The organism is Pseudomonas sp. PIC25 (genome assembly GCF_002286785.1).
Lineage (GTDB): Bacteria > Pseudomonadota > Gammaproteobacteria > Pseudomonadales > Pseudomonadaceae > Pseudomonas_M.
On record NZ_MUJY01000150.1, the window covers coordinates 1 to 13,092 of the forward strand.

At 64.6% G+C, this 13,092-nt stretch carries 10 protein-coding genes and 1 pseudogene; 5 read left to right on the top strand and 6 right to left on the bottom strand.

Annotation, left to right across the window (positions count from 1 at the left end; translation table 11 throughout):
* The 4 genes and pseudogenes from glyA to BZL41_RS18710 form a co-directional block, all read right to left on the bottom strand.
* Positions 1–141: pseudogene (glyA, locus tag BZL41_RS18695) on the bottom strand (serine hydroxymethyltransferase); the annotation flags it as partial.
* Between the two features lie 88 nt (positions 142–229).
* On the bottom strand, positions 230–3,085 hold the full coding sequence (gcvP, locus tag BZL41_RS18700) for an aminomethyl-transferring glycine dehydrogenase (protein WP_095600694.1): 2,856 nt from the start codon (positions 3,083–3,085) through the stop codon (positions 230–232).
* 11 nt (positions 3,086–3,096) lie between these two features.
* Positions 3,097–3,480, bottom strand: coding sequence for a glycine cleavage system protein GcvH (gene gcvH, locus BZL41_RS18705; protein WP_084338272.1), 384 nt, complete (start codon positions 3,478–3,480; stop codon positions 3,097–3,099).
* Between the two features lie 299 nt (positions 3,481–3,779).
* A complete protein-coding gene (locus tag BZL41_RS18710; protein ID WP_095600695.1) occupies positions 3,780–4,562 on the bottom strand; it encodes a type IV pili methyl-accepting chemotaxis transducer N-terminal domain-containing protein in 783 nt (260 codons plus the stop codon).
* 228 nt (positions 4,563–4,790) lie between these two features.
* Here BZL41_RS18710 and BZL41_RS18715 point away from each other — a divergent pair, with 228 nt between their 5' ends.
* On the top strand, positions 4,791–5,573 hold the full coding sequence (locus BZL41_RS18715; RefSeq protein ID WP_095600702.1) for a PhzF family phenazine biosynthesis protein: 783 nt from the start codon (positions 4,791–4,793) through the stop codon (positions 5,571–5,573).
* A 69-nt stretch (positions 5,574–5,642) separates the two neighbouring features.
* Complete coding sequence (locus BZL41_RS18720; RefSeq protein ID WP_095600696.1) at positions 5,643–6,710, top strand: diguanylate cyclase; 1,068 nt, start codon at positions 5,643–5,645, stop codon at positions 6,708–6,710.
* On the opposite strand, the gene BZL41_RS18725 is transcribed toward BZL41_RS18720, so the two are convergent.
* Complete coding sequence (locus BZL41_RS18725; protein ID WP_095600697.1) at positions 6,692–7,801, bottom strand: ABC transporter ATP-binding protein; 1,110 nt, start codon at positions 7,799–7,801, stop codon at positions 6,692–6,694. The genes BZL41_RS18720 and BZL41_RS18725 overlap by 19 nt on opposite strands.
* Positions 7,798–8,718: an ornithine carbamoyltransferase gene (argF, locus tag BZL41_RS18730; protein ID WP_095600698.1), complete on the bottom strand. Its 921-nt coding sequence runs from the start codon at positions 8,716–8,718 to the stop codon at positions 7,798–7,800. Before argF ends, BZL41_RS18725 begins: the two co-directional genes overlap by 4 nt.
* 464 nt (positions 8,719–9,182) lie before the next feature.
* Here argF and BZL41_RS18735 point away from each other — a divergent pair, with 464 nt between their 5' ends.
* The 3 genes from BZL41_RS18735 to BZL41_RS18745 all read left to right on the top strand — a co-directional run bounded on the left by BZL41_RS18735 (position 9,183) and on the right by BZL41_RS18745 (position 12,996).
* On the top strand, positions 9,183–11,294 hold the full coding sequence (locus tag BZL41_RS18735; RefSeq protein ID WP_095600699.1) for a molybdopterin oxidoreductase family protein: 2,112 nt from the start codon (positions 9,183–9,185) through the stop codon (positions 11,292–11,294).
* Positions 11,295–11,399: 105 nt separating this feature from the next.
* Positions 11,400–11,726 (top strand): Grx4 family monothiol glutaredoxin, encoded by a 327-nt coding sequence (grxD, locus tag BZL41_RS18740; RefSeq protein WP_095600700.1) that lies wholly within the window; start codon positions 11,400–11,402, stop codon positions 11,724–11,726.
* 112 nt (positions 11,727–11,838) lie between these two features.
* The gene (locus BZL41_RS18745) at positions 11,839–12,996 is read left to right on the top strand and encodes an MFS transporter (protein ID WP_095600701.1); all 1,158 of its coding nucleotides are present in this window, start codon (positions 11,839–11,841) and stop codon (positions 12,994–12,996) included.
* The last annotated feature ends 96 nt before the right edge of the window (positions 12,997–13,092 follow it).

Here is a 13,092-nt window from a genome sequence, read left to right on the forward strand (position 1 = left end):
CTGGGCCTGCATCACGCGCTTGCTGGTGTAGTTCTCGGAGGCGATCAGCTCGATGTGATCTTCCTGACGTTGTTCTTCCGCGTTCATCGCGGCGAGCAGGGCGTCATCGTAGCCTTGCAGTTGGTCGTGCTTGCTGAACATGGTGGGGTTCTCGTTGTTGTTGTGAGGGGGCTGTCACGCCCCTGCGCGCGAGGAACGGGGCCGGCGCATGGCCGGCCCCGTTTGTGCTTTACGCGTCCTGGTACGCCTCGATGGACGGGCAGGCGCAGACCAGATTGCGGTCGCCGTACACGTTGTCGATGCGGCCCACCGGCGGCCAGTACTTGCCGTCCACCAGCGAGGCGGCCGGATACACGGCCTGTTCGCGGCTGTACGGATGGCTCCATTCGCCGACCAGCTCGGCTGCGGTGTGCGGCGCGTTCTTCAGCGGGTTGTCGTCTTTGTCCAGTTCGCCGCGTTCCACCGCGTGGATTTCCTGGCGGATGGCGATCATGGCGTCGATGAAGCGGTCCAGCTCTTCCTTGGACTCGCTCTCGGTCGGTTCGATCATCAGGGTGCCGGCCACCGGGAAGGACATGGTCGGCGCATGGAAGCCGAAGTCGATCAGGCGCTTGGCCACGTCGTCGACGCTGATGCCGCTGGCGTCTTTGAGTGGACGGATGTCGAGGATGCACTCGTGCGCCACCAGACCGTTGCTGCCGGTGTAGAGCACCGGGTAGTGCTCTTCCAGGCGACGGGCGATGTAGTTGGCGTTGAGGATGGCCAGTTGCGAGGCGCGCTTGAGGCCCTCGCCGCCCATCATCTTCATGTACATCCAGGAGATCGGCAGGATGCTGGCGCTGCCGAACGGCGCCGCGCTCACCGCGCCTTCCTTGCGCGCCATGTGGCCATGGCCGGGCAGGAAGGGGGCCAGATGAGCCTTCACGCCGATCGGGCCGACGCCCGGGCCGCCGCCGCCGTGGGGGATGCAGAAGGTCTTGTGCAGGTTCAGGTGGGACACGTCGCCGCCGAACTTGCCGGGGGCGCAGAGGCCGACCATCGCGTTCATGTTGGCACCGTCGATGTACACTTGGCCGCCGTGGTCGTGGACGATGGCGCAGATTTCGCGGATGCCTTCCTCGAACACCCCGTGGGTGGACGGGTAGGTGATCATCAGCGCGGCGAGGCGGGCTTGGTGCTCGGCGGCCTTGGTGCGCAGGTCGTCGATGTCCACGTTGCCGCGGGCGTCGCAGCCGACCACTACCACACGCATGCCAGCCATGTTGGCGGTGGCCGGGTTGGTGCCGTGGGCGGAGGAGGGGATCAGGCAGATGTCGCGCTGATGGTCGCCACGGCTGTGGTGATAGGCGCGGATCGCCAGCAGGCCGGCGTATTCGCCCTGGGACCCGGCGTTCGGCTGCAGGGACACGGCGTCATAGCCGGTGGCGGCGCAGAGCATGGCTTCCAGTTCGGCGGTGAGCTGCTGGTAGCCCTGGCTCTGCTCGGCCGGAGCGAAGGGGTGCAGGTTGCCGAACTCGGCCCAGGTAATCGGCAGCATCTCGCTGGCGGCGTTCAGCTTCATGGTGCAGGAGCCGAGCGGGATCATGCTGCGGTCCAGCGCCAAGTCCTTGTCGGCCAGTTTGCGCATGTAGCGCATCAGCTCGGTTTCCGAGTGATAGCGATTGAACACCGGGTGCTGGAGGATCGCCGACTGGCGCAGCAGCGCTTCCGGCAGGCGATCGGCGACGTTCTTCGCCAGCTCGGCGAAGTCCGGCAGGCTCTGGCCGGGCTCGGCGAAGAGTTCCCACAGGCGCTCGACGCCGGCCTGGTCGGTGGTTTCGTCCAGGGATAGGCCAAGGTGCTCGCCGTCGATTTCGCGCAGGTTGATGCGCATCGCCCGGGCCTGGGCATGCAGTTGCGCGGTGCGCGCGCCGGTGGCCAGGGTCAGTGTGTCGAAGAAATGCACCTGTTCGGCGCTGTAGCCCAGCTTGGCCAGGCCCTGGGCGAGGATCGCGGTCAGGCGGTGCACGCGGCGGGCGATGCGGGTAAGGCCGGCCGGGCCGTGGTAGACGGCGTACATGCTGGCGATGTTGGCCAGCAGGACCTGCGCGGTGCAGATGTTGCTGGTGGCCTTCTCGCGGCGGATGTGTTGTTCGCGGGTCTGCATGGCCAAGCGGTAGGCCGGCTTGCCGAAGCGGTCGATGGAGACGCCGACCAGGCGGCCCGGCATGTCGCGCTTGAAGGCGTCGCGGGTGGCGAAGTAGGCCGCGTGCGGGCCGCCGAAGCCGAGCGGTACGCCGAAGCGCTGGGCGCTGCCGATGGCGACATCGGCACCGAATTCGCCGGGAGCGCTGAGCAGCGTCAGGGCCAGCAGGTCGGCGGCGACCGCCACCAGGGCGTTGGCGGCGTGGAAGCGTTCGGTCAGGGCGCGGTAGTCGAAGATGTCGCCATTGCTGGCCGGGTATTGCAGCAGCGCGCCGAAGTAGGCGGAGACGTCATCGATCTCGCGCTCGTCGCCGACCACCACGTCGATGCCCAAGGGCTCGGCACGGGTGCGCAGGACGTCGAGGGTCTGCGGGTGGCAATGCTTCGAGGCGAAGAAGGTGTTGCTGGCCTTGTTCTTCGACAGGCGCTTGCAGAAGGTCATGGCTTCGGCGGCAGCGGTGCCTTCGTCGAGCAGCGAGGCGTTGGCGATCGGCAGGCCGGTGAGGTCGCTGATCAGGGTCTGGAAATTGAGCAGGGCTTCCAGACGTCCCTGGGAGATTTCCGGCTGGTAGGGCGTGTAGGCGGTGTACCAGGCCGGGTTCTCCAGCAGGTTGCGCAGGATCGGCGCCGGGGTGTGGCAGGGGTAGTAGCCCTGGCCGATGTGCTGAGTGAACAACTGGTTGCGGCCGGCGATGGCCTTGATCTCGGCGAGTGCGTCGGCTTCGCTCAGGCCTTCCGGCAGGTTCAGCACGCTGGTGCCCTTGATACTGTCCGGGATGACGCTGGCGGTGAGCGCTTCCAGGGAGTCGTAGCCGAGATGCCGGAGCATGGCGGCGATATCGGCCTCGCGTGGGCCGATATGGCGGGCGATGAATTCGTTACGGGTGGTCAGGTCGGTCATCGGGGGCTTTCTCAGGCGTGGGCGTTGGCTTGCAGCAGGCGGTCGTAGGCTTCCTGGTCGAGCAGGCCAGCCACCGCCGAAGCGTCCACCGGACGGAAACGGAAGAACCAGCCATCGGTCAGCGGCGCCTCGTTGACACGCTCCGGACTGCCTTCCAGTTCGCCGTTCACTTCGACCACTTCGCCTTCCAGCGGCATGACGATGTTGCTGGCGGCTTTCACCGATTCCAGTACCGCCACTTCCTCGCCGGCAGCGTAGCCGCGCAGTTCCGGCAACTGGACGAAGACCACGTCGCCCAAGGCGTCCTGGGCGAAGGGGGTGATGCCGACGGTGACCAGACCATCGGCTTCCAGACGCAGCCATTCGTGATCGACGGTGAAACGCAACTCGCTCATGGGAACTCCCTAAACAGTCGGACTCGCCCATTGGTAAGACGGGCGTTGGATTCGCTCGTCGGTACCGCGAGCGTTGGTCCGGCTATAGCAAGCAGGGTGCCATTTGAATTTTTTCTTTTAAATTCAATTAGTTAAGTTGTTGTGGGGTGAGGTCGAGCAAATTGGCTGTAGCGAATTCGCTACGGCGGTGCGGAGCCGCCCTCGGGTATCGGCGCAAGGCATAGAAACCATGCGGTTTTCAGGGGATTGTTTCGAAATCGCTACGCCGTAGCGATTTCGTTACGGTAGTGTGGCGGCCGTCAGCTTCCGCTGCGCATGACGCCTTCGTACTGGCTGGTCAGTTCGTTCATTTGCCGGAGCAGGGTCTCGGTCGTGGTCGCGATCACCGTCGGGACATAGCGCGAATCCGCACTCAGGCGGAAGCCGGCGCGAGCGTAGCGCCATTGGGCGTTCGCCTGTTCCAGCGCCTTGTTGATCGCGGCGGTGTTCTGCTGTGCGGCGATCAGGTCGTGCAGGGCCTGATCGAACTCTGCCACCGCCTGGTTGAAGTTCGCCTCCAGCCCGTCCACCGGCAGCTTCCAACTCAGGGCGAGGTATAGCGTGGCGATACGCTGGCTGAGCATCCGTTGCCGGCCGCTGCGGTTGACCAGTTGCGAGGCGCGATTGCCGCTATGAGCTTCGACCAATTGCACCACGCGTTCGCTGTCGGCGAGCAGGCGGTCGCTCAGGGCCAGCATCTGCACGGCGTTTTTCCGGTCGGGGGATGACAGCGCCAGTTCCCGGTAGGTCCGCCAGGTTTCTTCCGAGCTGGCCAGGGCCTGGCGAATGTCCGGGGTCGGCGCGTAGACGTTCAGTGCCTGGTAATTGCTTTCGAAGGTCGCCAGGCTTTCGTCGAGCTGCTGGGCGGCCTGGTCGGTGCGCACATCGGCGCCGATCATCAGGTAATTCTTGGCGATGCGCTGGCTGAGCATGCGCTGCATGCCAGCCATGTTCAGCACTTCGGCATCGCTGAGAGCGGCCTGGCTGGCGGAAGCGAGGAGGCTGAGTCCTAGCAGGAAGAGGGAAAGCAGGCGGGTGGGCATGGCGAGGATCCTTCTGAAGCGATGCGCCGTGGGAGAGGGCGGCTGGAGGGTCATCCTGGCGTTCGCCAGGTGGGGCGAAGCTTGGGGGGGGACGTGCCGGCTGTCCTTGACCAAAGTAAAAAACGGACAGTTTTCTGTTATGGAAGAAAAAACGAAAAGTGTGCCGCTCGCATGAGGCACAAACAGGGCATGCTGGTCGCCCTTTTCGTTGCCAAGGAGAGCCGTCCCATGCACCTCGAATTTCATCAGGTCGATGCGTTCGCCCACAGCCCGTTCAGCGGCAACCCGGCGATGGTCTACCGCCTGGACGCCTGGCTGGACGATGCGCTGATGCAGAAGGTCGCCGCCGAACATAACCTGGCCGAAACCGCCTTCCTGGTGAAAGAAGACGCGGTCTGGCATATCCGCTGGTTCACTCCGCGTGCGGAGGTGCCGCTGTGCGGCCATGCGACGCTGGCCAGTGCCCATGTGCTGTTCGATCGCTATCAGGAGCCAGGCGAGCGCATCGATTTCATCTGCAAGTCCGGCGAGCTGCGGGTGACGCGCGAGGGCGGGCGGCTGGTACTCGACTTCCCGGCGCTGCAGCCGCAGGAGGTGGCGGCGGACGCGGCGCTGGTCGCTGCGTTGGGGATAACACCGCAACAGGTGCTGGCGGCCGACAAGCTGCTGGTGGTGCTGGATTCGGAGCAGGCGGTGCGTGATTGCACGCCGGATTTCGCCGCCCTGGCCCGGTTGCCCTGGCAAGGCGTGATCATCACCGCACCCGGAGTGCGCCACGACTTCGTTTCGCGTTTCTTCGCCCCGGCCATTGGTATCGACGAGGACCCGGTCACCGGTTCGGCGCATTGCAGCTTGATTCCCTATTGGGCCGAGCGGCTCGGCAAGACCCGGTTGTCCGCGTTCCAGTGCTCGGCCCGTGGGGGCGAGCTGATATGCCAACTGGATGGTGGGCGGGTGAAGATCGCCGGTCATTCGGTGCTGGTGGCCAGCGGCACGCTCTGGCTCGGGTGATCGCCGCTGGCTGACGCCCGCCCTCTGGCTATACTGCGGTGCACCCACACACCCTTAGAAGGAGCGCCGATGCAGCCCTCCCAGAAGCAGCGTCTGCGTTTGCGCCGCACCCTACTGGCTAGCAGCGCGTCGTTGCTGTACCTCCTGCTCTGCTGGCTGGCCTTTCTCTCCGGCTACATGCACTTGCACCTGCAGGGCATGCTGGTGCTGAGCTTCGTGGTGCTAGCCAGTTGCGTGATTTTCTTTCTTCTCATCCGATTCGATCTCAACCTGCGCTTTCGCGAGCCCAGCCTGACCTTGCCGCAGATGTGCTGGTCCATTCTGGTGGTGTTCGTCAGTGCCTATTTTGCCGGCAACCTGCGCTCGCTGTTCCTGATGATGGCGCTGGTCGTCCTGATGTTCGGCGCCTTTCGCCTAGACCTGAAGGGCTTCGTGCGGGTCGGGGTGTTCTGCGCGGTTTGCTATGCGCTGCTGCTGATCGCTTTGCAGCGCCGCGAGGGCATCGAGTTGCGCCAGGAGCTGATCCAGGCGCTGGAGTTCTTCGTGCTGCTGCTCGGGGTATCCATGCTCGGCCTGGAAATGAGCGGGCTGCGTCAGACTTTGCAGTTGCGCAACCGCGAATTGCAGAGGGCTTTCGGGCAGATCCAGCAACAGGCCATCACCGACGAACTGACCGGGCTGCATAACCGGCGTTTCGCCAAGACCATGCTGGCCCAGCAGAAAGCGTTGGCGGATCGGGGCGGCTACGACTTCATGTTGTGCCTGATCGACGTGGACTTCTTCAAGGCGGTGAACGACCGCTACGGGCATGCTGGCGGCGATGCGGTGTTGCGGCAGTTGGCGCAACTGCTGAAATACTCGATACGCAATGCGGATTTCGTTGCGCGTCTCGGTGGCGAAGAGTTTCTCCTGGTGCTGACTCGCACCGATGCGGACGGCGCGCAACGGGTTCTCCAGCGCCTGCGCGAAACGATGGCGAACACGCAGTGGGATGAATGCCCAGGTTTGCGTTTGACTCTGTCCGTCGGTGTCAGCGCCTACCGCAGCCCGGAAGCCTGGGAAGACGCCATGCAGCGTTGCGATGAGGCGCTTTATCGGGCCAAGGATGGTGGTCGCGATCAGGTGGTGCTGTTGTAGCGCCGGACACCCGAGTCGCGCAGGTCGACCTGGGCCGCGACGCTGCCCAGGGCAGGGAAGGCCACCAAGTGGTCGGCGGCCACACGGATACCGACGTCTTCGCCGGGCTGGTGATCGGCGTGGCTCGGGAAGATCGATTCCAACTGGCTGCCGGTGGACATCTGCAACCGATAGAGCGTTGCCGCGCCAAGGAAGGTCTTGCCGACGATCCGTGCCTTCAATGGGCTGTCCGGGGCGTAGACGATGTCGTCCGGGCGCAGCAGCACGTCCACCGCCGAGCCGAGCGGCCAAGTGTAGGCACGGTTGCCGCTGATGGTGCCCAGTTCGGTCTGGACCGCATCGGGGCTGAGCAACTGGCCGCGAATGAAATAGCCCTGGCCGATGAAACTAGCGACGAAGGGGGTCAGGGGTTCGTGGTAGAGGTTGTACGGGGTGTCCCACTGCTCCAGGCGACCCTGGTTGAACACGCCGACGTGATCGCTGACGGCGAAGGCTTCTTCCTGATCGTGGGTGACCAGGATGGCGCTGGTGCCGCGCGTCTTGAGGATTTCCCTGACTTCGTGGCTGAGGCGCCGGCGCAGTTCCCCGTCGAGGTTGGAGAACGGCTCGTCGAGCAGCAGCAGGCGTGGTTCCGGCGCCAGGGCGCGGGCCAGGGCCACACGTTGCTGCTGGCCGCCGGACAGTTCGTGGGGGTAGCGCTTGCCGTGCTGCTGCAGCTTGACCAGTTCGAGCAGCTCGGCGGTGACGCGCTCTCGTTCCGGGTGCTTGCGGATGCCGAAAGCGATGTTCTCTTCGACGGTCAGGTGCGGGAACAGCGCGTAGTCCTGGAACACCATGCCGATCCGGCGCTTCTCCGGGGCCAGAGTGAAGCCGGAGCGGGAAATCACTTCGCCGGCGAGCTGGATTTCGCCTTCCGCTACCGGCTCGAAGCCGGCGATGGCGCGCAGCGTGGTGGTCTTGCCGCAACCGGAGGGGCCGAGCAGGCAACCGATGTCGCCAGCATTGAGGTGCAGATTGAGGTTCTGCACGACCCGATGCTCCTGATAGCCACAGGCAAGGTCGCGCAGGTTGAGCAGCAGTTCGTGGCTCATGCGTGGTGATAGGCCGGTTCGACGAGGAATTCCAGCAGCGCCTTCTGGGCGTGCAGGCGGTTCTCCGCCTGATCCCAGACCACGGCGCGCGGGTCGTCGAGCAGGTCCATGCTGATTTCCTCGCCACGATGGGCCGGCAGGCAGTGCATGAAGAGTACATCGTCGGCGGCGCTGTCGAGCAATTCGCGGGTCACCTGATAGGGCTTGAACAGCGCCAGGCGCTCCGCTGCCTCGGCTTCCTGGCCCATGGACGTCCAGACGTCGGTGCTGATCAGGTGGGCGCCCGCCACCGCTGCGTGCGGGTCGCGCAGGACCTGAACGCGGTCGCCAGCCTGGGCGAGGAACTCGGCCTTGGGCTCATAGCCCTCCGGGCAGGCAATGCGCAACTGGAAGTCGAATTGCAGCGCCGCTTCTATATAGGAGTTGCACATGTTGTTGCCATCGCCAATCCAGGCCACGGTCTTGCCCTGGATCGAGCCGCGATGTTCGAGGAAGGTCTGCATGTCCGCCAGCAACTGACAGGGGTGCAGGTCGTCCGACAGACCGTTGATCACCGGCGCCTGGGAGTTGGCGGCGAACTCGGTGAGGGTGCTGTGGGCGAAGGTGCGGATCATCACCGCATCGAGCATGCGCGACATGACCTGGGCGCAGTCGCTGACCGGCTCGCCACGACCCAGTTGGGTGTCGCGCGGGGATAGGAAGATCGCCTGGCCACCGAGCTGGATCATGCCGGCCTCGAAGGAGAGGCGGGTACGGGTCGAGGCCTTCTCGAAGATCATGCCCAGCACGCGGTTCTTCAGCGGCTCGAAGAGCACGCCTCGGTTGCGCAGGTCCTTCAACTCGATGCCGCGACGAATCAGGCCGACCAGCTCCTGGGGCGTGCAGTCCATCAACGAGAGAAAGTGCCTTACGCTCATCTTGTAATACCTATTCCAACGGGCCGAAGGTCCTGGGGCCGGGGTTTTCGGAGGAAAAACGGACGGGACCAGCGGCGGGGGCCGCACGGAGGCGACGAAACGGGGAAGGCGCGATCTTATAAGCAAATGACGAGCTGGTGCAAATTGCCCCCTTGGCCTGCGCGGGTAAATGCGGCGGAGGTCCCTGCGGGCGCGATGATCGGCTCGCCTGATAGCAACCGATTCATGGGACGAACGCTCATGGCGGAGCTCGCCATTAGCCGCCATAGTTGGTCTTTCCCCGGCGATAACAGGTCGTTGAAAAACGTTGGCGAGGCAGCTGAGGCAGGCAAAAACGGCCGAAAAAGCGCAGTTTACATGCCGTAAATGAGCATTTTGAGGGCGTTTTTAACGCGGTATCAGCAACGCGGTAGTTTTTCAACCGGCCTGTTAGACCGGTCGGCTAGATAAGAATGAGGCGAGCCATGAGCAAGACCCTCCATCACCGTGCGTGCCATCTCTGCGAAGCCATCTGCGGCCTGACCATCGAGACCGAGACCCTGGAGAACGGCGCCGAGCAGATCCTTTCCATCAAGGGCGATGCCCAGGACAGCTTCAGCCGCGGCCATATCTGTCCCAAGGCCGTCGCCCTGCAGGACATCCAGAACGACCCGGACCGCCTGCGCCAGCCGATGCGCCGGGTCGGCGGCGAATGGCAGGCCATCGCTTGGGACGAGGCGTTCGCGCTGGTCGCCGAGCGTCTGGCGGACATCCAGGCGCGCCATGGGCAGAACGCCGTCGCCGTGTACCAGGGTAACCCCAGTGTGCACAACTACGGGTTGTTGACCCATAGCAACTATTTCCTCGGCCTGCTGAAGACCCGCAACCGCTATTCCGCCACTTCGGTGGACCAACTGCCGCACCACCTGTCCAGCCAGTTCATGTACGGTCACGGTCTGCTGATTCCGATCCCCGACATCGATCACACCCAGTTCATGCTGATCCTTGGCGGCAATCCCCTGGCGTCTAACGGCAGCATCATGACCGTGCCCGACGTCGAGAAGCGTTTGAAGGCGCTGAGGGCGAGGGGCGGCCGGCTGGTGGTGGTGGACCCGCGACGCAGCGAAACCGCGGCCATCGCCGACCAACACCTGTTCGTGCGCCCCGGCGAGGATGCGGCGCTGTTGCTGGGCATCCTGAACACCTTGTTCGAGGAGGGCCTGAGCCGTTCCAGCCACTTGCCGGTTCAGGGGCTGGACGAGGTACGTCAAGCGATTTCGTCGTTTACCGCCGAGGCCATGAGCGGCCGTTGCGGTGTGCCGGCTGCGGAAATTCGCCAATTGGCCCGCGATTTCGCTGCGGCCGAGTCCGCGGTGTGTTACGGCCGCATGGGCGTGTCCACCCAGGCGTTCGGTACCCTGTGCCAGTGGCTGGTGCAACTGATCAACCTGGTCACCGGCAACCTCGATCGCGAGGGCGGAGCGCTTTGCACGTCGCCGGCGGTGGATCTGGTCGCTTCTTCGTCGGGCGGGCTGCGCTTCAATCGTTGGCAGAGCCGGGTTTCCGGCCTGCCGGAATACGGCGGGGAGCTGCCGGTCTCCGCGCTGGCCGAAGAGATGCTCACCCCGGGCGAGGGGCAGATCCACGCGCTGATCACCATCGCCGGCAACCCGGTGCTGTCCACGCCGAACGGGCGGCAACTCGAGCAGGCGCTGGATGGTCTGGATTTCATGCTCAGCATCGATCTCTACATCAACGAGACGACCCGCTACGCCGACCTGATCCTGCCGCCCACCGCGCCGCTGGAGCATGACCACTACGACACCACCTTCAACGTCTTCGCCGTGCGCAACGTCACCCGCTTCAACGAAGCGGTACTGAGCAAGCCCGAGGGTTCGCTGCACGACTGGGAAATCTTCGTCGGTCTGGCCAAGGCGTTCGCCGCGCGCGCCGGTATCGAGCTGAAGCCGACGTTGCCGCCGGAAAAAATGATCGACATGGGCCTGCGCATGGGCGCATATGGCGACAACTCCGAGCACAAGCTGTCGCTGGCGACCTTGCGCGATTATCCCCACGGCATCGACCTGGGGCCGTTGCGGCCCAACCTGGCTGCCCGGTTGAAGACCGAGAGCAAGGCGGTCGAGGCGGCGCCGGCTCCTCTGCTGGCCGACTTGCAGCGTTTCGCTACGGCGCCGTTGCCCAAGGAGGGCGAGCTGATGTTGATCGGCCGTCGCCATGTGCGCAGCAACAATTCCTGGATGCACAACTATCACCGGCTGGTGAAGGGAAAGCCGCGCCATCAGTTGCTGATGAACCCGGAAGACCTGGCTCGGCGCGGACTGGTAGACGGGCAGCGGGTGCGGGTGCGTTCGCGGGTCGGTGCCGTCGAGGTGGAGGTCGTCGCCAGCGACGAGATGATGCCGGGCGTGGTCAGCCTGCCCCATGGCTGGGGGCATTCACGACCGGGCGTGCAGATGACCGTTGCCAGCGCCCAGCCGGGGGCCAGTGCCAACGACCTCACCGACGAGCGTCGGCTCGATGCGTTGTCCGGCAATGCCGTGCTCAACGGGGTCCCGGTGGAAGTGGAGGCGGCCTGAAACGGTATGCAGGGGTCGGTAAGGCCGAGCGTCATGCTCGGCTTTCCGCTACAATGCGGCCACCGTGCCGACCCAGGGGTCGGGAAGTCCAGCCGAGGTGAGCCAATGGATATCATCGAAACCATCAAAGAACAGATCGCCAACAACACCGTCCTGCTGTACATGAAGGGTTCGCCGAATGCGCCGCAGTGCGGCTTCTCGGCGCGCGCCGCGCAGGTGGTGATGGCCTGTGGCGAGAAATTCGCCTACGTCGACATCCTGCAGAACCCGGAAATCCGCGCGAACCTGCCGAAATACGCCAACTGGCCGACCTTCCCGCAGTTGTGGGTGAACGGCGAGCTGGTCGGCGGCAGCGACATCATGGCGGAGCTGTTCGAGAAGGGTGAGCTGCAGCAGCTCATCAAGAACGCGGTACACAAAGCCGACGCCTGATCCGCGCGGTTGTGTCGAACGAGACCCCGCTTGGCGGGGTCTTTGTTTTTGGGCTGTTTTTTCCTGCCCGGCAGCGGCTCTCGTCCAGCGACTCATCGGAAGAGGCGGTTTCATGACTTCGATTTCTCCGGCGCAGAGGGCTCGCTGGGCCTGCGCCTATTGCTTCGCCGTTAACGGGCTGCTGCATGGCAGCGCGATGGCGCGCATACCGGCCCTGAAGGCGCAGGCCGCCCTTGACGAGCGCGCCCTCGGCCAGGCGTTGCTGGGGCTCGGCTTCGGCGCCTTGCTGGCATTCCCGCTGACCGGCGTGTTGGTGCGTCGCCTCGGTGCCCGCGTGATCCTCAGCGTTTCCTGCCTCGTCCTGCTGTTGCTATTCCCTCTGCTCGGCCTGGTGGGGAATGTCTGGCACCTGGCGGCCATGCTCTTCCTGATCGGCATGGCCAGCGGCGCCTTGGATGTGGCGGTGAATACCCAGGCCGTGGAGGTGGAGCGCCTGCTCGGGCGTCCCTGTCTTTCCGGCATGCATGGCATGTACAGCCTCGGCGGATTGGTCGGGGCGCTGGGAGCCGCAGCCCTGGCGAGCTGGCCGCCGTTTTGGCATTTTTCCCTGGTTGCCGTGCCGGGTTTGCTGGCCTTGCCCTGGTTCCGGAAGCGCTTTCTGCCCGATCCGCCGCCCAAGCCGGTGGAGTCCAAGGCGCCGTTGTTGGTCTTGCCGCCATTGCCGGTTCTCGGGCTGGGTCTGCTGGCACTCTGTTCGTTCGTATCGGAAGGGGCGATCGCCGATTGGAGCGCCTTGCTGCTGCATGACGTGTTCGCCAGCTCCGAGCGTGTCGCGGCACTGGGCTTCGCGGCGTTCTCGGCGACCATGGTGTTTGGCCGTCTGTTCGGCGATCGGCTGCGGATGCTGTTCGCCGACGTCAGCCTGCTCCGTGGGTTGTCGATCCTGGCGACTGCCGGAATGCTGCTGGCGCTGTTCGGACCGAGTGCTCCCTGGGCCATCGTCGGGTTCGCCCTGGCCGGGTTGGGCTTGTCGGTGATCGTGCCGATCGTGTTCAGTGCGGCGGGCAATCGCCCTGGTGTGGATACTTCCGTTGGCGTGGCGGCCGTGGCGACGTTGGGCTACGGCGGGCTGTTGTTGGGACCGCCGCTGATCGGCCTGCTGGCCCACTATATCGGGCTGCGTCTGGCGCTGCTGAGTGTGGTGGGGCTGTGTGTGTTTCTCATACTTGGCTCGCCCTGGGTGAAACGCCCGGGTGCCGGACGGACATAAAAAAAGGTTCTTCACGGATTACCGGGGAAAGCGGCTTTGATTTTCATGAAGAAGAAGCTGCTGTCCCGGTAGCCGTAGGCCATGCGCTTGATCACC

Coding starts and splice junctions, on each gene's coding strand:
- gcvP (WP_095600694.1), bottom strand. CDS start 3,085: ATGACCGACCTGACCACCCGTAACGAATTCATCGCCCGCCATATCGGC.
- gcvH (WP_084338272.1), bottom strand. CDS start 3,480: ATGAGCGAGTTGCGTTTCACCGTCGATCACGAATGGCTGCGTCTGGAA.
- BZL41_RS18710 (WP_095600695.1), bottom strand. CDS start 4,562: ATGCCCACCCGCCTGCTTTCCCTCTTCCTGCTAGGACTCAGCCTCCTC.
- BZL41_RS18715 (WP_095600702.1), top strand. CDS start 4,791: ATGCACCTCGAATTTCATCAGGTCGATGCGTTCGCCCACAGCCCGTTC.
- BZL41_RS18720 (WP_095600696.1), top strand. CDS start 5,643: ATGCAGCCCTCCCAGAAGCAGCGTCTGCGTTTGCGCCGCACCCTACTG.
- BZL41_RS18725 (WP_095600697.1), bottom strand. CDS start 7,801: ATGAGCCACGAACTGCTGCTCAACCTGCGCGACCTTGCCTGTGGCTAT.
- argF (WP_095600698.1), bottom strand. CDS start 8,718: ATGAGCGTAAGGCACTTTCTCTCGTTGATGGACTGCACGCCCCAGGAG.
- BZL41_RS18735 (WP_095600699.1), top strand. CDS start 9,183: ATGAGCAAGACCCTCCATCACCGTGCGTGCCATCTCTGCGAAGCCATC.
- grxD (WP_095600700.1), top strand. CDS start 11,400: ATGGATATCATCGAAACCATCAAAGAACAGATCGCCAACAACACCGTC.
- BZL41_RS18745 (WP_095600701.1), top strand. CDS start 11,839: ATGACTTCGATTTCTCCGGCGCAGAGGGCTCGCTGGGCCTGCGCCTAT.